Consider the following 22,180-nt stretch of genomic DNA (forward strand, 5'->3'; position numbering starts at 1 on the left):
ATTGTTATTGAGCCAGTGCGGCTTGCCAAGTGGAAATCCAGTTTTTGATATTCGCATCGCTGGCATCACGGCTATCCAATGTTTTGCTGCCTTTTTGGCTAGCTTTTAAGGCATCAAAGTGCGGTTCTATTTCTGCTGAAATAGAAGAAAGCATCACATTTTTCGGGGTAATGATTTTTTGCGCTTCGGGGGTGAAGATAAACTGAATAAAATTGTCCGCACAGGCGTTTTGTTTGCCCGCGACTTTTGCCACCGCCTCGTATTGATAGAGTGCGCCCTCCGCAAATTGTGTGGCGGCATATTGATCTTTTTGCTCTTTTAGCAAGTGATAAATCGGCGAAGTGCTATGGCTAAAGACTAAATCCCCTTCGCCTTTCAAAAATGCACCATAGGTTTCTGTCCAGCCTTTGCCCACGGTTAGCGTATGTTTGGCGAGCGTTTGCCAAGCCTGCGTTATTTGATCCGCATTGAATACGCTGTTCATCCACACCACAAAACCACGCCCCATACTGCTGGTGCGTGGATCTTGATAAATCACCTTGAGATCTTGGCGTTCCACTAATTCTCGCAATGATTTTGGCGGATTGCTCAACTTAGTTTTGTCATAAATAAAGGAAAATTGCCCAAATTCATAAGGCACAAATAATGGATTTTGCCATTTTTCAGGTAAATCTAATTTTGAAAGATCTACGCCCGTTTCGGTAAATAATCCCGTTTTTTCTGCCGCTTCAAATTGTGAATTTTCTAATCCTAAGACGACATCAGCTTTCAATTTATTTTTTTCTAAACGAATACGATTCAGCAACGTGCTACTTTCATTAAAAACGGTATAGTGAATTTCACATTGCGGATAATGCTTTTCAAAGGCGGCTTTAACCTCGCCACCAGGGCCCCAATCCGAGCCAAAAAATTCTTCGGTATAAACATTGACGGTTTGCGCAGCAAACACATTGGTTGAAAAGGCAGAAAGTGCGGTCAAAAAGAACAGTTTTTTAGACATAAAAAATCCTTTAAAGTAGGTTTATCGCCACAGTAAAGGAATTTAAGTGCGGTCAAATTTTGTGAAATTTCCGTTTCTCAAATCCCTACGCTGATGTTAATCGGTTCAGGTTCAACGGGTATTTTCTCAGCTACATAATCAAAACAGTCAGCACCCCGATGAGAACGGTTCAAGTCTAGCGTGATTTTTAAAATAATCAAGCGTTCTTAAGGCAATAGCCAGATTCTTTTCACAGGCGATTTTTGTTTTTACTGTTAAAATCGCGTAAAATATCACAAGTTTTTAAGGATAATTTATGTTTAGCTTAATCAAAAAAATCAGCAATCGCTTGTTACGAAAATGTATCAATCAAAAGCTGCGAGCGCGTTTAAAAAATCATCAAATGTCAGTCATTTCAAGTAATTGCAATGGCGCGCTGATGTTGCATGATTTGGGCGAGCAATTTCGTTCCCCCTTTGTGAATTTATATCTTGCGCCTGCAGATTTTATTAAATATTTACAGAACCCCACCTTTTATCACACGCAGATTTTGCAATTTGAACAAACCGAGCAGCCTTATCCTGTCGCCACATTGGCGGACATTCGCTTGCATTTTATGCATTATCATTCCGAGCAAGATGCGAGAGAAAAATGGCAACAGCGTTCAGCGCGTATTAATTGGGATAATCTTTTTATCATAATGACCGACCGTGATGGCTTTACCGAAGCCGATTTGCAAGCTTTTGATGCCTTGCCTTATACGCACAAAGTCGTTTTTGTGCATAAACCTTATCCTGAAATAAAATCTGCGGTGTATATTCGTGGCTTTGAACAGCAAAGCCAAGTGGGTGCTTTATATGAATATTCAGGTTGGTTGGGTAAAAAATATTATGATCAATTTGATTATGTCAGCTGGTTTAACCAAAAAAGCTGAAAAATTACTGCAATTTTCTGTGAAAAAGCATAGAATAACGCGCAAATTTATGCACGAATAACAATTAGGAAAGAAGAATGAGCCAAGAATATTTAGATTTTGAATTACCGATTGCGGAGCTGGAAGCGAAGATTGAATCTTTACGTTCTGTGTCTGAAACAGAAGGGAAAATTGATCTAAAAGATGAAATTAAGCGTTTACAAAAGAAAAGCACAGAATTAACTAAAAAAACCTTTGCGAACTTAGATGCGTGGCAAATTTCTCGTATGGCTCGTCATCCTAATCGTCCATACACCTTAGATTATATCAAACATATTTTCACTGAATTTGAAGAATTAGCGGGTGACCGTGCCTTTGCGGATGATAAAGCGATTGTGGGCGGATTAGCTCGTTTAGACGGACGTCCAGTGATGGTGATTGGTCACCAAAAAGGGCGCACCACCAAAGAAAAAGTGATGCGCAATTTTGGTATGCCTGCACCAGAAGGCTATCGCAAAGCGTTACGTTTAATGGAAATGGCTGAGCGTTTTAAATTGCCAATTATTACCTTTATTGACACCCCAGGTGCATACCCAGGCGTGGGCGCTGAAGAGCGTGGCCAAGCTGAAGCCATTGCGCGTAACTTGCGAGAAATGGCGCAATTGAGCGTGCCGGTTATTTGTACGGTGATCGGCGAGGGCGGTTCAGGCGGTGCCTTGGCAATTGGCGTGGGCGATAAAGTGAATATGTTGCAATATTCAACCTATTCGGTTATTTCCCCTGAAGGTTGTGCCTCAATTTTGTGGAAAAGTGCAGACAAAGCCTCAACCGCAGCGGAAGTGATGGGGCTGACAGCAGAACGTTTAAAAGAACTTAATCTTATTGATAATATCGTACCAGAGCCTTTAGGTGGTGCGCACCGAGATTATGTGGCCATCGCGCAAAATTTAAAAACACGCTTAGTGGCTGATTTGGCGGAGTTAGATGTGTTAGATGATAATGACTTACTTGAACGTCGTTATCAACGTTTAATGTCTTATGGTTATTGCTAATAAAAATTAGTTGCAAATTTATAAAAGTGCGGTTATTTTAAACCGCACTTTTTTTATTTTTAATTTCATCATTATTATACAGGAAGTCTATGAAAAACGTTCTTTCCATTCAATCACACGTTGTCTTTGGCTATGCAGGCAACAAATCAGCCACTTTCCCAATGCAGTTAAATGGTATTGATGTGTGGGCGCTCAATACGGTGCAATTTTCTAACCATACGCAATATGGCAAATGGACAGGTATGGTGATTCCGCACCAACAAATTCCTGAAATTGTGAACGGGATTGAGGCCATTGGTGAATTGAAAAATTGTGATGCCGTGATCTCGGGCTATATCGGCTCTGCGGATCAAGTGGATGAAATTATTAAAGCTTTTCATCAAGTGAAAACACACAATAAAAATGCGCTGTATTTATGCGATCCCGTTATGGGCAGTGAAGAAAAAGGCTGTGTCGTTGCAGATGGCGTGCGTGAAAAATTGATCGACATTGCATTACCGCATGCGGATATTATTACCCCAAATCTATTTGAATTACAGCAACTTTCCGGCTTGGAAGTGAGCAATTTTGAGCAAGCCATTAATGCGGTGCAACATTTGCTGGGCAAAGGCCCTAAAATGGTGGTGGTGAAACATTTAGGTTCAGCAGGAAAATACCAAGGCAAGTTTGATATGTTGCTTGGCACGCAAAATGGCGTGTGGTTGTTAAGCCGCCCATTATATCCATTTGCGAAAGATCCTGTGGGTGTGGGCGATTTAACCGCAGGCTTATTCCTTGCGAATTTGTTAAATGGAAAATCAGAGCTTGAAGCCTTTGAACGTATGGGAAATGCCGTGAACGAAGTAATGGAAATCACTCACAAACTGGGTTCATATGAATTGCAACTTATCGAGGCCCGCCACGCCATTATGGATCCTAAAGCGCAATTTACAGCAGAAAAAGTGGCGTAATATTGTTGTAATATTTATAGGGGCGTAATTATGCGCCCTATTTTATTGATCTTGGATACGGGATGTCACACTCCCAAAGAAAAATGAGCCTACTTACCGAATTTCAGTCTAAACTCAAGCATCAGAAATATCTCATCGCATTCAGCGGTGGTTTAGACTCGACTGCCTTGCTTTCACTTTTCGCAAAATCGCGAGAAAACCGACCGCACTTACAATTGCGTGCCATTCATATTCATCATGGTTTAAGCCCAAATGCAGACAAATGGCAGCAACATTGCGAACAAATCTGTGCGCAGTTAAATATTCCATTAATCACGAAAAAAGTGCATATCAATAAAAAAAATGGCATTGAGCAAGGCGCAAGGGAAGCGCGTTATCAAGGGATTTTAGAAACACGTTTAGCCGATGAAATTGTGGCAACCGCGCACCATTTGCAAGATCAAACAGAAACCTTTTTCCTTGCCTTGAAACGGGGCAGCGGCGTGAAAGGGCTGGGAGCAATGCAGACAGAAAGTGAACTTTTTGCTATGCCAATTTTTCGCCCTTTATTGAATTACACAAAAGATGAGTTAGAAACCTTTGTGCGCGCAGAAAATCTCACTTGGGTTGAAGATGAAAGCAATGGGGATAGCCGTTATGATCGCAATTTCTTGCGCAACCAAGTGTTGCCGCTGTTGCGCCAACGCTGGGCTCATTTTGATGATATGGTAACAATGGCGGCGCAGCATTGTTATAACCAACAGCAATTAGTGAATGAATTGCTCAATGATGAATTTAAGCAAAATTATGATGAAACTGACCGCACTTTTAACATCTCAAAGTTTGAGCAATATAGTGTGCATAAACAATATGCCTTATTGCGAATGTGGCTAGCGGAATTAGGGCTGCCGATGCTTGGCGAATTGCCGTTGTCCATTATTGTTCAGAATGTGATCTTGGCGAAATCAGATGCCAATCCGCAATATCAATTGCAGGGAAAAATGATTCGTCGTTATCAGCATAAACTTTATTTAACGCCGCAGTTTGCTGATGTTAGCCATTTTCAAGCAGAATTAAAAATTGGCGAACCACTTCTTTTGCCCGATGGCTTAGGCACGCTTGAACTATTAAAAACTTCACAAAATTTGACCGCACTTTGGCATTATCGTGACGAAAATTGCGCTCAAGAATTTCGCTCGCATTTGCCGTTCACCGAAGAAAAAATCCGTGTGGGATTTGGTTATTCAGGCAAAGTGAAGGTCAAAGAACAGGATCTCAACCGCGAGATCAAAAAAGTCTGGCAAAAACTCAATGTGCCAACCTGGCAACGAAATCGTATTCCATTGATTTTTTATGGTAATACCTTAAAAAGTGCGGTGGGATTTTTCAAAAATTTTGGTGAATAAAAAGCCGACTTGATGTCGGCTTTGCGATGTTATTATCTTTTTATCACTCTTATTCGGCTACCCTTCTAGCACTTCAATTTCCACACCACTATGTAGTCCGCGTGGCAGGCTAGAGCCTTTGCGTCCACGTTCGGCACGGAATTTTTGTAGTTCTTCAGGTTTTAGGGTGATTTTCCGCTTGCCAGAATGGAACACTAGGCTTGCATTTTCATCAATAAGCAATAATTTTACGATGAAATCTGACCGCACTTTGGCATCGGCGGCAGCGATACTGATGATTTTATTGCCTTTTCCTTTGGCTAACTGTGGCAAATCTTGCACTGGAAAGATAAGCATTCTGCCCGCGTGAGTTAAGGCAACTAAAAGTGCGTTGTCATTTTTGATAATTTGCGGCGGCAAGATTTTGGCATTTTCAGGCAAGGTGAGCACTGCTTTTCCTGTTTTGTTGCGCGCCACTAAATCTTCAAATTTACAAATAAAGCCATAGCCAGCATCTGATGCCATCAATAATGATTGCCCTTCATTCTCAATGAGCACTTGCTCCACATTAGCGCCAGACGGTAAGTTTAATTTACCCGTTAATGGTTCGCCTTGAGAACGTGCGGATGGCAAGCTGAGCGGATCTAAGGCATAAGAGCGACCAGTGCTGTCCATAAAGACTGCGGCTTGGTTGCTTTTGCCATAAGCATGAGCGAGATATTTATCCCCCGCTTTATAGCTCAGCCCTTGCACGTCAATGTCATGGCCTTTAGCACAACGCACCCAGCCCATTTCGGATAAAATGACGGTAACTGGTTCTGCGGGCAACATTTCAGCTTCAGAAATGGCTTTGGCTTCCGCCCGTTCCACTAAAGCAGAACGGCGTGGGCTGGCATAAGTTTTTGCATCTTGCTGGATTTCTTTTTTAATCAATGTGTTAAGGCGGCGTTCCGAACCAAGAAGTCCTTCTAAATGAACACGTTCTTCTTCAAGTTTTGCTTTTTCTGCTTGCAATTCGTGCTCTTCTAATTTCGCTAAATGGCGCAAACGCAAGTTCAAAATCGCTTCGGCTTGCTCATCCGTTAAATTAAAGCGCGCCATTAATACCGCTTTTGGCTCATCTTTGTTGCGGATAATCTCGATGACTTCATCAATATTTAAGAACGCAATCATCAAGCCTTCAAGAATATGCAAGCGTGATAATACTTTATCTAAACGATAACGTAAGCGGCGTGTGACAGTGGTACGGCGGAATTGTAACCATTCGCTGAGAATTTCCACGAGATTTTTCACGGCAGGTTTGTGATCCAAACCGATCATATTCATATTAATACGATAACTGCGCTCTAAATCGGTGGTGGCGAATAGGTGAGCCATTAACGCGTCGATATCTACACGGTTTGAACGAGGCACAATCACCAAGCGAACAGGGTTTTCTTGATCCGCTTCATCACGCACATCTTCCACCATCGGCAATTTTTTGGCATTCATTTGCTCGGCAATTTGCAGCTGAATTTTGCTTGGCGAAGATTGGTGTGGCACCGCTGTGATCACGATTTCACCGTCTTCTTTTTTCCAAGTCGCGCGCATTTTGATCGAGCCACGCCCTTGTTCATAGATTTTACGAATTTCGCTTTTCGGCGTGATAATTTCCGCTTCTGTTGGAAAGTCAGGGCCTTGCACCACGGTGAGTAGGTCGTCTAAGGTTGCTTTCGGATTATCCAATAACATTATTGCCGCATCTGCAATTTCGTTAATGTTGTGCGGGGGAATATCCGTTGCCATACCCACGGCAATTCCCGTGGTACCGTTTAATAAAATATGCGGTAAGCGAGCAGGCAAATATTGTGGCTCTTCTAAGGTTCCGTCAAAATTCGGCTGATAATCGACAGTTCCTTGTCCTAATTCGCCGAGTAAAACTTCGGCAATTTTGGATAAGCGAGATTCCGTATAACGCATAGCGGCGAATGATTTTGGATCATCTGCCGCCCCCCAGTTGCCCTGACCATCTACCAATGGGTAGCGGTAGCTAAAGGGTTGCGCCATTAGCACCATGGCTTCATAGCAGGCGGAATCGCCATGGGGATGGAATTTACCTAAAACGTCCCCCACGGTACGCGCGGATTTTTTATATTTAGCTTGCGCGTTTAAGCCTAATTCAGACATCGCATAGACAATGCGGCGCTGTACGGGCTTTAGGCCATCACCGATAAACGGCAAGGCACGATCCATGATGACATACATGGAGTAATTGAGATAAGCACTTTCGGTAAAAGTGCGCAGTGGCATTTGTTCAATGCCTTCATAGTTAATGTTGTTGCTCATAGGTGTGTAGCAGTTTAGGGTGAATGGGAGTTCACCATTTTATGTTTATGTTAAAATCATTTTGCCGATGACGGCTTGTTTTATACGTCAGAAAAAGTGAGAAAAATAATTGAATTTTTGACCGCACTTTTATTTAATATTCGAGCATATTTAGACTCTTTGAAATTTTGCGTTAAAAATTCTCAATCATTCAGAAAGCAGCGAAGTGGTGTGCTTGGCGCTACTTTATGTATAAACTATTTCAAATGAAAATCCACTTCCACATCGGCATCGGGATTTCGTTTATCGTAAGCTTCGTCTTTAATTTTACCGCTATAAATGGCAGGATTTTCTTTGCCTTCGACAATTAACATCCCTTTCGCGCCTTTATCCGCACGGAAAATGCTGTGATCTAAAAAGGTATATTGCCCCGGAACCTGAATTTGCGCTTCGGCAATGGTTGCGCCACCTGCTGGGATTAACGTGGTTTGCACATTATGATTTTGAAGAGTGCCGCCCTCGATATAAACGGTATCAAATGGCTTGCCGATTAAATGGAATGAGGATATTTTGTTAGGCCCTGCATTGCCAACAAAGAAACGGATTTTATCGCCAACTTTGGCTTTTAAGGCATCTTCGCCCATCATCGAGCCGTAATGTCCGTTGAACACCACATAATCTGGTAATTCATAGCTTGCTTTTTCCATACTAAACACATGCAGCCCTTTTTCGCCAAACCCTGCGTTGGTATAGAACTCATTTTGCACAATGTAGAATTCTTTATCCACATCTGGCAAGCCTTCTTTCGGCTCGACTAACATTAAGCCAAACATACCTTTGCCAATATGCGTGGCGGCGCCAGGAAAGGCGGCGCAGTGATACAGATACAATCCCGGTTGTAACGCTTGGAAAGCGAACACACTGGTGCGCCCAGGTTTAGTATTACTCGCAATCGCGCCGCCTTCAGGCGCTGCGGCTGAGTGGAAATCAATGCTATGTTCCATTTTGGAATTGACTGGATTAGACAAATGCACTTCCACCGTGTCTCCCTCACGCACACGAATGAAAGGCGCTGGGGTTGCGCCATTAAATGTCCAATATTTGAATTGCACACCGCCCATAATTTCCATTACTTTTTCAAGGGCTTCTAGCTTCACGACCACACGGGCAGGTTCTTTGCGATTAATCGGTTTTGGCACATTCGGTGCAAAGGTTAATTCCGCTTCAACTACGGGCAGTTCCGCTGTAAGTGCGGTCGAATTTTGCGTAGTTTTTGACTCACTGTTATCAGCCAAAATACTGGTTGAGAAGGGCAGTGTGATACCGAGTAGAATAGCGATGGCTGTTTTTTTCATAATATTTCCAATTCATTTTAATTTAAGATTTTCCCAAATGCTTTTTGTTTTGTGGGCTTGTTTGGGAAATAGAAACGCGAGTTTTTATAGCTCTAAATCTGCTTGATCGCCTTTTGATTGCAACCAATTTTTTCGATCTTCCGCACGTTTTTTGCTGAGCAACATATCCATTAATTCAATGGTTTCATTGGATAAATCTTCGCTTTTTTTCACCGCACTTTTTTTCACCACACTTTGCTTTGAAAGTGGTGCCGAAAGTGGTTCTGGAAGTGATTCATCTAAAACCGTTTCAGCATAAGTGAGTTGAACTAAACGGCGAGTGCTTGGATCCATCGTGGTTTCGCGCAATTGACTCGGGTTCATTTCGCCTAACCCTTTGAAACGCTGTACATTTGGTTTACCACGCTTAGTGCTTAAACGTTCTAAAATTGCCTCTTTTTCCGCTTCATCTAGGGCATAGAAAACTTCTTTCCCCAAATCAATACGATAGAGTGGTGGCATTGCCACATAAACATGCCCTTCTTGCACTAATTTCGGGAAGTGACGCAAAAATAAGGCACAGAGTAGCGTAGCGATATGTAAGCCATCACTGTCCGCATCGGCGAGAATACACACCTTGTCGTAACGAAGTTGGCTGAGATCATCATTGTCTGGATCAATTCCCAACGCCACCGCGATATTATGCACTTCTTCGGAGCCTAATACTTGTTCAGAAGACACTTCCCAAGTGTTTAATATTTTGCCGCGCAATGGCAATATGGCTTGATATTCACGATCACGAGCTTGTTTGGCTGAACCGCCCGCAGAATCCCCCTCGACTAAAAATAATTCGGAGCGGCTAGAATCTTGTTGCGAACAATCGGCTAATTTTCCCGGCAGGGCAGGGCCGTTAGTGAGCTTTTTACGCACCACTTTTTTAGCGGCACGCAAACGGCGTTGCGCAGAAGTAATCGCCATTTCGGCTAACTGTTTGGCGAGTTCAATGTTGTTGTTTAGCCATAAACTGAACGCATCTTTTACAACACCGCTAACAAACACCGCACTTTCACGGGAGGATAAACGTTCTTTGGTTTGCCCAGCAAATTGAGCATCGTGCATTTTGAGTGAAAGCACATAAGCACAGCGATCCCACAAGTCATCCGCGGTTAATTTCACCCCTTTTGGGAGCAGATTTTGGAATTCACAGAATTCCACCATGGCGTCAATTAAACCTTTGCGCAATCCATTAACGTGCGTTCCGCCTTGAATGGTGGGAATTAAGTTTACATAGCTTTCGCTAATAAGATCACCACCTTCTGGCAACCAGAATAATGCCCATTCAACGGCTTCGTTAGAGGCTTTAAATTCGCCAATAAATGGCGTTTCGGGCAAAGTGACAAACTCACCAACAGTTTCAGTGAGATAATCAGAAAGCCCATCTTGATAGAGCCAGCTTTCTTCCGTATCGTTGACTTTGTCGATAAATTTAATTTCTAAACCCGAGCAAAGCACGGCTTTGGCGCGTAATAAATGGCGTAAACGAGTGACGGAAAATTTATCGCTGTCAAAATATTTTGAATTTGGCTTAAATTTAACGGTAGTGCCTGTATTGCGGCGCCCACAAGTGCCAATCACTTCTAATTCTTCAACCTTTTCGCCGTTAGCAAAGGCGATATGATAGATTTGCGAATCACGTTTTACTGTTACATCAACACGTTCTGAAAGCGCATTAACCACGGAAATACCCACACCGTGCAAACCGCCAGCAAATTCATAATTTTTATTGGAAAATTTGCCGCCCGCATGCAATTTGGTCATGATCACTTCTACGCCTGACATTTTTTCTGTCGGGTGCATATCGACCGGCATACCACGCCCATTATCAGTCACTTCAAGGGATTGATCTTTGTGCAAAATCACTTCGATTTTCGTGGCATATCCCGCTAATGCTTCATCCACACTATTGTCAATCACTTCCTGACCCAAATGATTTGGGCGAGTGGTGTCAGTGTACATACCTGGGCGAACCTGAACAGGCTCAAGCCCTTTGAGAACAGTAATATTTTCAGAAGCGTATTGATTTTGCGTAGCCATAATTTGATTGTAAATAAAATCGATGTTGAAGATAAAAAATTGTGGAGAATTGTAACAAAAAGTGCGGTTGAAATCGACCGCACTTTTAAGAATTATCAGTAATGAATGGCTATCTCTTGTTTCATTTCATAAGCTGTTAGCTTAACAGCCATAAGAAAGTTCTTAAAGAGCATATTGGATGATCTTAAATATCAAAAAGCCACTGAATTTTAGAATCAATTCAGCGGCTTATTCGTGAGTTGCTTATGTGAGATTACTTCGCAATACGTTTATATTTGATACGATGAGGTTGCGTTGCCGCATCACCTAGGGTTTTCTTTTTCCACTCTTCATAATCAGAGAAGTTGCCTTCGTAGAACGTAACTTTGCCTTCATCACCGTAATCTAAAATATGGGTTGCGATACGGTCTAAGAACCAACGGTCATGGGAGATAACCATGGCACAACCGGGGAATTCTAGAATTGCATTCTCTAGGGCGCGCAAGGTTTCAACGTCCAAGTCATTAGTTGGTTCGTCTAACAATAATACGTTTCCACCACGTTGGAGCAGTTTTGCCAAGTGCAAGCGACCACGCTCACCACCTGATAATTCGCCCACACGTTTTTGCTGATCTACGCCTTTGAAGTTAAAACGCCCAACATAAGCACGGCTTGGAATTTCAAAGTTTCCGATTGTCAGAATATCTTGTCCGTTCGACACTTCTTCCCAAACGGTTTTCTTATCGTCCATTGAGTCACGGAACTGATCGACCGAAGCCAATGTTACGGTTTCTCCCATCACGATTGAGCCCGAGTCTGGTTGTTCTTGACCTGAAAGCATACGGAATAAGGTTGATTTACCCGCACCGTTGGCACCTATAATCCCAACGATTGCACCTTTGGGAATTGAGAATGACAAATCATCAATTAACGTGCGGTCGCCATAAGATTTTGTTAGATTAGTGACTTCGATAACTTTATCCCCTAAGCGTGGACCAGGTGGAATAAAGAGTTCGTTTGTTTCATTACGTTTTTGATATTCGCCCGAGTTAAGTTCATCAAAACGTGCCATACGAGCTTTGCTTTTCGCTTGACGACCTTTAGGATTTTGACGCACCCATTCTAACTCTTTGGCAATGGATTTCTGACGTGCTGATTCTGCCGCCGCTTCTTGCTCTAAGCGTTTTTCTTTTTGCTCTAACCAAGAAGAATAGTTTCCTTCCCAAGGAATACCCTCACCACGGTCAAGCTCTAAAATCCAACCTGCGACATTATCTAAGAAGTAGCGGTCATGGGTAATTGCCACCACAGTGCCTTCATAATCGTGTAAGAAACGCTCTAACCAAGCGACTGATTCCGCATCCAAGTGGTTGGTCGGCTCATCTAACAACAGCATATCTGGTTTTTCGAGCAATAAACGACAAAGTGCCACACGGCGGCGTTCACCACCCGATAAATGTTCGATTTTGGCATCCCATTCTGGCAAGCGTAAGGCATCTGCTGCACGCTCTAATTGGTTATCAAGATTGTGACCATCATGGGCTTGAATAATCGCTTCTAGGTTAGCTTGTTCTGCCGCTAACTTATCAAAATCCGCATCAGGATCGGCATATAACGCATAAACCTCATCTAAACGAGTTAATGCATTTTTTACTTCCGAAACCCCTTCTTCGATAGCTTCGCGGACGGTTTGCTGCGGATCTAACTTTGGCTCTTGCGGCAAATAACCAATTTTGATGCCCGGTTGTGGACGTGCTTCACCTTCAAATTCTTTATCTACGCCCGCCATAATGCGTAATAGCGTTGATTTACCCGCCCCGTTTAAACCAAGCACACCAATTTTCGCACCAGGGAAAAAGCTTAAAGAAATATCTTTAAGAATATGACGCTTCGGTGGCACGACTTTACCGACTCGATGCATCGTAAAAACAAATTGTGATGACATTTTCTATCCTATTTATCTAAAAAGTGCGGTCGTATTTTACAGAATTTTGGGAATAAAAAAAACCACTCCGAAGAGTGGTAGGAAAGTAGTTTAGCTATATTTATTTATGATTATTTTTATTTAGGAACTTTATGAATATCAAGCAATTACTTGATGTGATGAATCATAGCGAAAAAGTTCCTAGCTGCAAAGTCTCAATTTAACTTTAGTTGATATATATCAAGTTTTTTGATAAAAAGATTAAGTTTATATTTTTATTGTTCAATAAATAAACGAAATCCTTTTATTTTGTTTGTTTCGTGAAGTTGATTATGCGCGATAAAACATCAAATCGGGATAAAATATCAATTTAAGCTGTCATAGAGAAGAATTCATCCAAAACCGAATCAGGAGAATATACATGAACGTGAAATTCAAACAATTATTTATGGCTACCTTTACAGGCTTGGCAGTATTATCTGCTGCATCGGTCGCTAATGCGCAAGATTGTAAGGTGACAGATGTTAAATTTAAAAAAGGGGCTTACTCTGCGAGCTATAATGGCAAAATTAAAGGCTGGCAATGTGTTTCTTACAAATTTTTTGCGAAACAAGGACAGACTCTTAATGTCAATTTAACTACCAAAGGAAATGCTGAAAGCATATTATATGGAGATAATGATTTTACCGAAGGTCAGCCGTATTTACTCCCTAAAACAGGCAGCTATGAAGTGAGAGTGTTGCAACCTAAAGCGGCGGCGATCAAAAACAAACTTTCATCTTATAAAATGAATATTGAAATCAAATAAAATTACCTAGACGGCTCTATAAGAGCCGTTTTGTTTATTGGCGAGAATAACTATTTAAGTTTTAATACCTTGCATTAAATAATCCAATATTCCAGTTATTTTTATTAAGTTTTAAAATCTAAAATGTACCCAATGCAATATTGGGATAACAATAAAGTCCATTATTAAATACAAAATGCACGAATTTAATAAAGTTTTATGGAATATGGAATTAAAACAATAAAAAAAGCTAGAACTTTATAAATTCTAGCCTTTGGAGAGTTTTGAAACTTTATAGAATATCTAATTGGTGCCTTGGCGAGAAGCGATCTGATTAAATAACTTATTGAAATTAAATGATTATTTAATATCTTCTGTTATAGCGTGTAACTAAATGTGTAACAATTAATTTCATTTTATGAAAATAACAAAATATGCCTATAATAAATTTTTTTTTCTATTTAACTCTTCATCTCTTCACCTTTTCTAAAAAATAATTATATATCAATAAGTTATAGGGTGAAGAGTTAAAAATAACTATTCACCAACTCTTCACCACTCTTCACCCTTTCAGAAAATAAATTTTTACTGTCCTTTTGTATGGTTACTGATTAAAAAATAATCAATCAAACTTTGCTTACTTATCATAACTAAACGTATCTAAACTATTAATTTTTAAGGTATTTACTTTAAATTTTATGTGCTTATATTGTGATATGGGCTACTTGTAGCCGTCTTAATTAAGATGAGTTAAAGGACAAATTTATGTTTAAAAAATTATTAGAATTACGTCAGCAAAAAGCAGCTAAAGTCGCTGAAATGCGTGCGTTATTAGATAACGCTGAAAAAGAAGGTAAAGAATTAACTGAAGAAGAAAAAGGTAAATTCGATACATTAAAAGAATTGGTTCAAAAGATGTCTGAAGAAATCGAACGCTACGAAACTGTAGCCGACGAAGAACGCAGTCAAGTAGGTAAACCAGCAGAAACCCGTAGTAAACAATTCACTAATGAAGAATTACGCCATTACATTAAAACAGGCGAGCTACGTTCTACGCTTTCCACGACAACGGGCGAAGATGGCGGATATACTGTTATTCCGCAGTTAGATACAGAAGTAATGAAACGCTTAACTGATGATAGCGTTATGCGTCAGATCTGTAATGTAGTTCGCTTGCCAGTAGGTGCGAAAGAATATAAGAAATTGGTTTCTGCTGGTGGTGCAGTGGTTGAACACGGTCAAGAAGGCGTTGCGCGTAATGGTACAAATGCACCTAAATTGAATGAAGTTACCATTGCTTTAAATCCTATCTTTGCTTATCCGAAAACCACACAAGAAATCTTAGATTTTTCTTCTATTGATGTTTTAGGCTGGTTAACTGATGAAATCAGCGAATCATTCACTGAAACTGAAGAAAGCGATTTAACCTTAGGTGATGGCGATAAAAAATCAAAAGGTTTACTTGCTTATACCCGTTCAACTGATGGCGATAAAACTCGTACATTCGGACAACTTCAAAAAATGGAAGTGGCAAGCGCGGACAAAATCACCGCAGATAATTTGATCGACTTGTTCTATATGCTGCACTCAAAATATCGTAAAAATGCGGTCTGGGTGATGTCTTCTACAATAGCTGCAATGTTACAAAAATTGAAAAACAAAAACGGTGATTTTATTTGGCGTGATGGTTTAACTGCAGATGCGCCCGCTACGCTTTTAGGTCGTCCCGTTCACTTCCTTGAAACATTGCCAGCAAGTGGCGCGAATAAACCTGTTTTAGCCTTTGGTGACTTCAAGCGCGGTTATTTCATTGTTGATCATGAAACAGGCGTTCGCACTCGACCTGATAACATTACAGAACCAGGTTTCTATAAAGTTCACACCGATAAATATTTAGGCGGTGGCGTGGTGGATAGTAACGCAATCAAATTGATTGAAACGTTAGCTTAATCAACAATTCATAAGGGGCATTAAGCCCCTTTTTTGTTAAAGGATAAAAGAAAATGGATCAACAAAAATTTGAAATTCGTTCATCAGAAATCACAGCAGATGAACAAAAGCTAACAGGTTACGTAGTGAAATGGAATAGTTCTTCAGAAGTGCTATTTTGTGACTTTGTGGAACAATTTAGTCCGAATGCGTTTACTGAAACTTTGAAAGACGGTAAAGACGTGCGCGCGCTCTTTGAGCATGATTCTTCAAAATTGTTAGGGCGCACTTCTTCTGGAACCTTAAAACTTGAACAAGATAAGATTGGGTTACGTTTTGAGCTTACCCCGCCTGATACGTCTTTAGGTCGTGATTTATTAGTAAGTGTAGCTCGTGGTGATATTAGCGGAATGTCATTCGGTTTCTTACTCCTTGAAGAAACATGGGATTTTGAACAAGAACCCGCATTAAGACAAATTCACAAAGCAGAATTATTTGAAATCACAGTAACCAGCATTCCTGCTTATCCTGAAAGCAGTGTAGAGCTCTCTAAACGTTCAATGATGACAGCAAAAGAAAAAACGCAAACAAAATCGACCGCACTTTTTAATTACTGGGCAGACTTAGCGGAGTTTTAATCATGTGGTTATTCGGTAAAAAGAAACAAGAACAGCGCAGTTATACGATAGATGAATTTTTCTCTTACATGGGCTTAAACAATACAGGATCGGGGGAATTTGTCAGCCCACAAACGGCCGAAGCATTGCCTGCTGTGATGAATGCTGTCACGGTAATTAGTGAAGCGGTGGCGGCTATGCCGTGTTATTTGTACAAATTAAAAGATGATGGGCGTGAGCGTGTGGTAAATCACCCGATTGACTATCTGCTTAATGAAATGCCTAACCGCAATCAGACCCCGTATCAGTTCAAATATACCATGATGCGCCATTGTTTATTAAATGGGAATGCTTATGCGGTGATTGGTTGGAATAAGAAAGGACAACCTGAAAGCCTAACACCTTATACACCAAGTGCGGTAAATGTTCAGCGGTTAGTTGGTGGGGAATATATTTATCAGATCACCGATTTAGACGGCAATACAAAAAACTACTTACAAGATGAAATCCTACATTTACGCCATTCTTCACTTGATGGCTTTATGGGGCGTTCGCCTGTAACTATTTGCCGTGAAGCGATTGGGTTAGGTTTAGCGCAACAAAGACATGGCGCAAGCGTAATGAAAAATGGTTTGATGGCAAGCGGTTTAATTTCTACTTCTGAATGGCTAGACGAAGCGAAAGCACAGAAAGCAATTAAAGCATTAGAACGTTACAAGGGCGCAAGAAATGCAGGTAAAACCCCTGTACTTGAAGGCTCAATGGAATATAAGCAACTGGGAATGACAAACCAAGATGCGGAATGGTTAGAAAGCCGTAACTTCACTATTTCAGATATTGCGCGCATTTTCAATATTAGTCCTATTTTCCTACAGGATTATTCAAATAGTAGCTATGCGAACTTCAGCGAAGCAAGCCGTGCGTTTTTATCACAGACTTTGCGCCCGTGGTTAACTAACTTTGAACAGCAATTAAAAGATGCGTTGATGGTGGATGTAAACAATCCGAACGCCCCACGCTATTTAATTGAATTTGATACTAGCGATTTATTGCGTATTAGCCAAACAGAACGCTTTAGCTCTTACGATGTAGCAATTAAGGCTGGCGTAATGTCACCTAATGAAGTGCGCAAGCGTGAAGGTTTACCGCCTTATGTTGGTGGTGATGAATTTAGCCAAGCATGGAAACAAACCGTAGAAGTGAAACAAGATACAGGGGCGAGCGATGGCAAGAATGATTAAGGCGGGGAAATATAACAAGGTAATCACAATTCAGCGAAGAAATACAGAAAAAGAAAAAGCCCGTAATTATGGTGAAACTAGAAAAACTGAATGGGAAGACGTTGCTACTGTTCACGCTAGTGTAGAACCAATACAAGGGCGAGAATATTTTAGCGGTCCGTTTCAATTAGGTGAAGATATTATTCGAATAAGAATTCGTTATTTACCTAATATTAACCGAAGAATGCGGGTTAAGTATGGTGAACGATTGTTAGAAATTAATGCTGTAATTGACAGTAAAGAAGAACATAAAGAACTTCAGCTAATGTGTAAGGAGAATTCTCTAAATGCTTATTTCTAATTTAATTGAACTAGGTGAGGTTAAAGCGCAATTAAGTATCGACCATAACTTAGATGATACGCTACTAAATGGCTACATAGTGGCAGCGATTGAAGTTGCTCAAAAGCATATCGGGAAAACTTTCGGAGAAAGTGATACAGCTGAAACAATCGTATTCAATCAAGCGATTAAGGTTGGTTGCTTGATGTATATCGCTTACTTATATGCTAACCGTGAAGCCGTGACAGATTTAGCTAATCTTAAGCTAGCCCCAATGGCTATTTCAGCATTATGGGAAGTATATAGAGAACCGTGCGTTTATTAGGTGGTGAATTATGCCAGCTCAACCTTTAAGACGTTGTAGCTATCCTAACTGTAGAAATCGTGTTAAGTCTGGACGATGTGAAGAACATAAACCGAAAGACACAAGGGAAAGCAGTAGCAAGCGTGGCTACGATCAAAAATGGCGTAAGTATAGAACTGAATATCTAAAGCATAATCCGTTATGTGTGATGTGTTTAGAGAAAGGCAAATATACGCCCGCAACAGTTATCGACCATATTCAACCTGTAGAGAATGGACAAGCAGATCCGCGCTTTTGGGATATAAACAATCATCAGCCTTTATGCCGTGATTGTCATAGTTATAAAACAAGAATTATAGATAAGCGCGGATATGGTGCGAAGAAGTAAAAAATTGATTTAAATCAAATTATTGAAGTAATCACAGTTAGATAGGTGGGGGAGTTTTGAAAAGAGATGTGTAAGCGTTGGAGACCGCCCCCCCAATTTAATTTTCACGCACAGCAATTTTTTTGAAAATAAGGATAACAATGAGTAAACGTAAAGCATATAAAACGCCTGATTTCTTAGATGAAATCGCTAAAACCCAATGGAAAGCAAGAATTAAACAACTTTCTGAACGTGGCGATATTAAGCCCGAAGATTTAACAAACCTAGAAATTTATTGCGAAAATTATTCAATATGGCGCGCAGCAAGAGACGATTTAAAGAAAAATGGCTTTAATATCACTAATTCACAAGGTGGATTTTCACGAAATCCAGCTATTACAGTGAAATCCGATGCTGAAAAAGTAATGTTGAAAATTTCTGCTTTGCTAGGCTTTGATCCTGTAAGCCGTCGTAAAAATCCAGTAGAAGACGACACAGCAGACCAATTCGACCAAATTCTAACGATGTAATATGAGTGAATGGCACGCATACGCCCTAGCGGTAAGGGATAATCAAATCAATGCTTGTAAACGCATACGCCAAGCCGTAGCGCGTTATTTTGCCGATCTTGAAAATCCTGATTATTTCTTTGATGAAAGTGCGGTCAAAAAGTTTATTGCTTTCTCTCGGCTTTGTCCCCACGTCAAAGGACACTTACGCGGTCAACCTATTGAGCTTTCAGACTGGCAACAGTTTCTTTTTGCGAATATCTTAGGCTTTAAACGCAAATCTACGGGATTAAGAAAATACCGTTCTACTTATGTTCAAGTGGCACGTAAAAATGCGAAATCAACAATCGCTGCAGTTTTGGCGAATTGGTTTTTATTGGCTGAAGATGGTCAGCAAGATATTTACACTGCAGCTGTAAGCCGTGATCAAGCCCGAATTGTTTTTGATGATGCGCGTCAGATGTGTTTATTGTCACCATTATTAAGAAAACGGGTAAACATTCAGCAACATAAAATGATCTACCCGAAAAATAACAGCTTAATGCGCCCGTTAGCTGCCAAATCAAGCACCATTGAGGGAACTAACCCAAGCCTTGCGATTGTGGACGAATATCACTTACACGCTGATAACAGTGTATATAGCGCATTAGAGCTAGGGCAAGGCGCACGCCCTGAAGGTTTACTCTTTGCGATTACAACTGCAGGAAGTAACACAATTTCAGCCTGTAAGCAACATTATGATTATTGCTGCCAAATTCTAGACGGCAACGAACAGAATGACAGTATTTTCATCATGATTTTTGAACTGGACGAAGAAAGCGAAATAGACGATCCGCAAAACTGGATTAAAGCAAACCCCAACATAGGAAAATCCATTCCCTACCTTGATTTTGAAAACACCATTAAAAAAGCCCGTGGCATTCCGTCAGAGTGGGTAGAAATGCTTACCAAGCGTTTTAATATATGGTGCAACGGTCAAACACCGTGGCTAAATTTAGATGCGTGGGCATTGTGTAAGCGAGATTATTCAGAAAGCGATTTACTGCACATGGATTGTTATATGGGGCTAGACTTATCCAGCACAAGCGATTTAACCAGCGTATGCTATACCTTTCCCCATGAAAACAAAGTGCGGTTATATTGCCGTCATTATATCCCTGAATATCAACTTCAGAACGTGGCAAATAAAAACCGTGCTATCTATCGTCAATGGGTGCGCCAAGGTTGGTTACAGACAACGCAAGGCGATTGTATTGATTATGACAAAATACGCGATGATATTCTAAAAGACGCAGAACGCTTTAATATAAAAATGATTGGTTTTGATGTATGGAATGCGACACACCTACGCACACAGTTACAAAGTGCGGGGCTTGAAGTTGAGCCATTTCCGCAAACCTATCAGCGGTTTAGCCCTGTAGCAAAATCAGCAGAAGTGCTAATCAACCGCCAAGCAATCGAACACAACGGCGATCCCGTTCTTGCGTGGGCGTTATCTAATGTAGTGATGGAAACAGACGCAAACGCCAATATTAAACCAAACAAGAAAAAAGCAGCGAATAAAATTGACCCCGCTATAGCGTTTTTAATGTCATTCGGTACATATCAGCTTGAATATGGTGATCTTGTTTTTGAACTTTCAGAAGAACACCAAAAAGCCTTAAATGAATTTACAGGCATAGATTTATAGGAGAAAGAACTATGGCAAAAGTAAAAGTACAAGGATTAACCCAAGTTATTCGAAGACTTGAAAAGATGAAAAAGACTGTCAAAGTCGTAGCTAGACCCGCAATCAGAAAAGCACTGAACGCAGGAGCAAAGGAACTAGAAAAAACAATAAAACCAACAGTGCCAGTAATCGCAAGAAGCACTAACACAGGACAAAAAGGCACAATCAAAAATAATATTCGCCATAAAACCCGAGTAGCTAAAGACGGATTAAGCGGATATACCATAATTAGCGTAAAACGCGCAAAAGGAAAACGAATGGCTAGAGTTGGTGAAAATACTCACGATAGAACCGATCCTTTCTATTGGTGGATGGTGGAATATGGCACAAAGAACATGAAAGGTCGTCACTTTATGGCACAAGGTGCGGAGCGTGGTAAACCTAGAGCTTTGAAAGTAACAAGAGAAAAATTTATTGAAGAGATTCAGAAAATAAAATTCTAACTTTGATTGAATTATATGGGTGTAGTGCTTATATTATCAATACATATCCTAAAGCGTGAGAAACTAATATGAATGGTTTATTTGATGCAATCTCGAAATTACTTTCCGCATTCGCCTTGATGTTCGTTCCCCTTGTTTTATTTGTGGTATTTAGTTATGTGGGGTGGGTAAATGTTGCTAAAGTAGCTGCAATATCCGTGATAATTTTAGTTACAGTTTCAATTATTATTCATTACACGAATGAAAAGCCAAAAACAACGCTAGAAGATGAAAGAATAGCGCAATTAAATCAAGAATTATCACGCCCAATTATTCAAGCAACTTTAGCCAAACAAGCGAATGAGCCTATTGATTTAGGTGAAATTATTAAAGGTAAAGCAACGTTTACGGATAAGAACGGTAATAAAAAAGAGTTAGATATTATTGTCAATCTCAAATTAAAATAACCAAATTCAGCACGCTCAGTTTCTTAAATTAAGGAATATTTATGAAAGATATAATTGAAATTATTTTAAATAGCTTAGAAAAAATAGAAAATGAAGCTAATGTAAGCCAAGATGAGATAACAAAAGCTCTTGAAAAAATATTCACCGCTATTGAAACAGCTGGAAATGATGAAAGCGATATATTAGATAATATTCTCTATCATCAGTTAAATAATAAAAATATAAAAGATGGTATATTTTATTTCTTAGATATTTTAGAACGTGTTTTTATTAATTCTCTAAATACAAAAAATAAATTCATGGCTAATGATCTTGCTCTTATTTTTCCTGATAAGAATGAATTATTAAATGAAGTAGATCAACGTTCGAAATTTGATGTTAGAAATGAGCGATTATTTTTACTAATAAAAACCTTTCTGAAAGCTAAAATAAATGAATTGTATGCTTATTCAAATGCAACACCCAAGGCAGATAGAATAACAAAAGGGAAAACTAAAAAAGGGGCTGACGTAGATTAGCCCTAAATTTCACACCATTTTCGCAATGTTTTTAGCTGCATTTTGGGTGTTCCAAAGTTAAACCGAAATTCACATTCC

Annotated in this window: 21 protein-coding genes, 1 pseudogene and 1 riboswitch; of the genes and pseudogenes, 16 read left to right on the forward strand and 6 right to left on the reverse strand. The window is 40.2% G+C overall.

Features of this window, described 5'->3' with window-relative positions; all coding sequences use genetic code 11:
* Window positions 1-4: 4 nt before the first annotated feature.
* Window positions 5-1,000, reverse strand: coding sequence for a thiamine ABC transporter substrate binding subunit (gene thiB, locus C8D76_RS07260; protein WP_116632126.1), 996 nt, complete (start codon window positions 998-1,000; stop codon window positions 5-7).
* Between the two features lie 64 nt (window positions 1,001-1,064).
* Window positions 1,065-1,168, reverse strand: a riboswitch (TPP riboswitch).
* A gap of 127 nt (window positions 1,169-1,295) precedes the next feature.
* Here thiB and C8D76_RS07265 point away from each other — a divergent pair.
* The 4 genes from C8D76_RS07265 to tilS all read left to right on the forward strand — a co-directional run bounded on the left by C8D76_RS07265 (window position 1,296) and on the right by tilS (window position 5,279).
* Entirely contained in the window at window positions 1,296-1,913 is a 618-nt protein-coding gene (locus tag C8D76_RS07265) for a DUF1919 domain-containing protein (RefSeq protein WP_116632127.1), read from the forward strand.
* Between the two features lie 77 nt (window positions 1,914-1,990).
* Complete coding sequence (gene accA / locus C8D76_RS07270) at window positions 1,991-2,944, forward strand: acetyl-CoA carboxylase carboxyl transferase subunit alpha (protein WP_116632128.1); 954 nt, start codon at window positions 1,991-1,993, stop codon at window positions 2,942-2,944.
* Between the two features lie 89 nt (window positions 2,945-3,033).
* Window positions 3,034-3,894: a pyridoxal kinase PdxY gene (pdxY, locus tag C8D76_RS07275; RefSeq protein ID WP_116632129.1), complete on the forward strand. Its 861-nt coding sequence runs from the start codon at window positions 3,034-3,036 to the stop codon at window positions 3,892-3,894.
* A gap of 83 nt (window positions 3,895-3,977) precedes the next feature.
* Entirely contained in the window at window positions 3,978-5,279 is a 1,302-nt protein-coding gene (gene tilS / locus C8D76_RS07280) for a tRNA lysidine(34) synthetase TilS (protein ID WP_116632130.1), read from the forward strand.
* A gap of 57 nt (window positions 5,280-5,336) precedes the next feature.
* Here the strand turns inward: tilS and parC are convergent, their stop codons facing one another.
* The 4 genes from parC to ettA form a co-directional block, all read right to left on the reverse strand.
* The gene (parC, locus tag C8D76_RS07285; RefSeq protein ID WP_116632131.1) at window positions 5,337-7,583 is read right to left on the reverse strand and encodes a DNA topoisomerase IV subunit A; all 2,247 of its coding nucleotides are present in this window, start codon (window positions 7,581-7,583) and stop codon (window positions 5,337-5,339) included.
* A gap of 236 nt (window positions 7,584-7,819) precedes the next feature.
* Entirely contained in the window at window positions 7,820-8,917 is a 1,098-nt protein-coding gene (gene nirK / locus C8D76_RS07290; RefSeq protein WP_116632132.1) for a copper-containing nitrite reductase, read from the reverse strand.
* 84 nt (window positions 8,918-9,001) lie between these two features.
* Entirely contained in the window at window positions 9,002-10,990 is a 1,989-nt protein-coding gene (gene parE, locus C8D76_RS07295) for a DNA topoisomerase IV subunit B (RefSeq protein ID WP_116632133.1), read from the reverse strand.
* A 253-nt stretch (window positions 10,991-11,243) separates the two neighbouring features.
* Window positions 11,244-12,914: an energy-dependent translational throttle protein EttA gene (gene ettA / locus C8D76_RS07300; protein ID WP_116632134.1), complete on the reverse strand. Its 1,671-nt coding sequence runs from the start codon at window positions 12,912-12,914 to the stop codon at window positions 11,244-11,246.
* 400 nt (window positions 12,915-13,314) lie between these two features.
* Here ettA and C8D76_RS07305 point away from each other — a divergent pair, with 400 nt between their 5' ends.
* From C8D76_RS07305 to C8D76_RS07360, 12 genes are all read left to right on the forward strand, one after another.
* Window positions 13,315-13,701 carry a hypothetical protein gene (locus C8D76_RS07305; RefSeq protein ID WP_207775011.1) on the forward strand — a complete coding sequence of 129 codons (387 nt, stop codon included), beginning with the start codon at window positions 13,315-13,317 and terminating at the stop codon, window positions 13,699-13,701.
* A 744-nt stretch (window positions 13,702-14,445) separates the two neighbouring features.
* The gene (locus C8D76_RS07310; protein ID WP_116632135.1) at window positions 14,446-15,630 is read left to right on the forward strand and encodes a phage major capsid protein; all 1,185 of its coding nucleotides are present in this window, start codon (window positions 14,446-14,448) and stop codon (window positions 15,628-15,630) included.
* Between the two features lie 53 nt (window positions 15,631-15,683).
* Window positions 15,684-16,247, forward strand: coding sequence for an HK97 family phage prohead protease (locus C8D76_RS07315; RefSeq protein ID WP_116632136.1), 564 nt, complete (start codon window positions 15,684-15,686; stop codon window positions 16,245-16,247).
* A gap of 2 nt (window positions 16,248-16,249) precedes the next feature.
* Window positions 16,250-17,467: a phage portal protein gene (locus C8D76_RS07320; protein ID WP_116632137.1), complete on the forward strand. Its 1,218-nt coding sequence runs from the start codon at window positions 16,250-16,252 to the stop codon at window positions 17,465-17,467.
* Window positions 17,451-17,807, forward strand: coding sequence for a phage head closure protein (locus tag C8D76_RS07325; protein WP_116632138.1), 357 nt, complete (start codon window positions 17,451-17,453; stop codon window positions 17,805-17,807). The genes C8D76_RS07320 and C8D76_RS07325 overlap by 17 nt, the downstream gene beginning before the upstream one ends.
* Window positions 17,794-18,111: a head-tail connector protein gene (locus C8D76_RS07330; protein ID WP_116632139.1), complete on the forward strand. Its 318-nt coding sequence runs from the start codon at window positions 17,794-17,796 to the stop codon at window positions 18,109-18,111. Before C8D76_RS07325 ends, C8D76_RS07330 begins: the two co-directional genes overlap by 14 nt.
* A gap of 10 nt (window positions 18,112-18,121) precedes the next feature.
* The gene (locus C8D76_RS07335; RefSeq protein ID WP_116632140.1) at window positions 18,122-18,478 is read left to right on the forward strand and encodes an HNH endonuclease signature motif containing protein; all 357 of its coding nucleotides are present in this window, start codon (window positions 18,122-18,124) and stop codon (window positions 18,476-18,478) included.
* A gap of 140 nt (window positions 18,479-18,618) precedes the next feature.
* The gene (locus C8D76_RS07340) at window positions 18,619-18,987 is read left to right on the forward strand and encodes a phage terminase small subunit P27 family (RefSeq protein ID WP_116632141.1); all 369 of its coding nucleotides are present in this window, start codon (window positions 18,619-18,621) and stop codon (window positions 18,985-18,987) included.
* A 1-nt stretch (window position 18,988) separates the two neighbouring features.
* Window positions 18,989-20,656 carry a terminase large subunit gene (locus tag C8D76_RS07345; RefSeq protein ID WP_116632142.1) on the forward strand — a complete coding sequence of 556 codons (1,668 nt, stop codon included), beginning with the start codon at window positions 18,989-18,991 and terminating at the stop codon, window positions 20,654-20,656.
* Window positions 20,657-20,667: 11 nt separating this feature from the next.
* The gene (locus C8D76_RS07350; RefSeq protein ID WP_116632143.1) at window positions 20,668-21,138 is read left to right on the forward strand and encodes an HK97-gp10 family putative phage morphogenesis protein; all 471 of its coding nucleotides are present in this window, start codon (window positions 20,668-20,670) and stop codon (window positions 21,136-21,138) included.
* A gap of 68 nt (window positions 21,139-21,206) precedes the next feature.
* Window positions 21,207-21,584 carry a hypothetical protein gene (locus C8D76_RS07355; RefSeq protein WP_116632144.1) on the forward strand — a complete coding sequence of 126 codons (378 nt, stop codon included), beginning with the start codon at window positions 21,207-21,209 and terminating at the stop codon, window positions 21,582-21,584.
* Between the two features lie 41 nt (window positions 21,585-21,625).
* On the forward strand, window positions 21,626-22,102 hold the full coding sequence (locus C8D76_RS07360) for a hypothetical protein (protein WP_116632145.1): 477 nt from the start codon (window positions 21,626-21,628) through the stop codon (window positions 22,100-22,102).
* Between the two features lie 2 nt (window positions 22,103-22,104).
* Here C8D76_RS07360 and C8D76_RS07365 read toward each other — a convergent pair.
* Window positions 22,105-22,180: pseudogene (locus C8D76_RS07365) on the reverse strand (IS1595 family transposase); the annotation flags it as partial.

This window comes from Alitibacter langaaensis DSM 22999 (genome assembly GCF_003096995.1).
Classification (GTDB): Bacteria; Pseudomonadota; Gammaproteobacteria; order Enterobacterales; family Pasteurellaceae; genus Exercitatus; species Exercitatus langaaensis.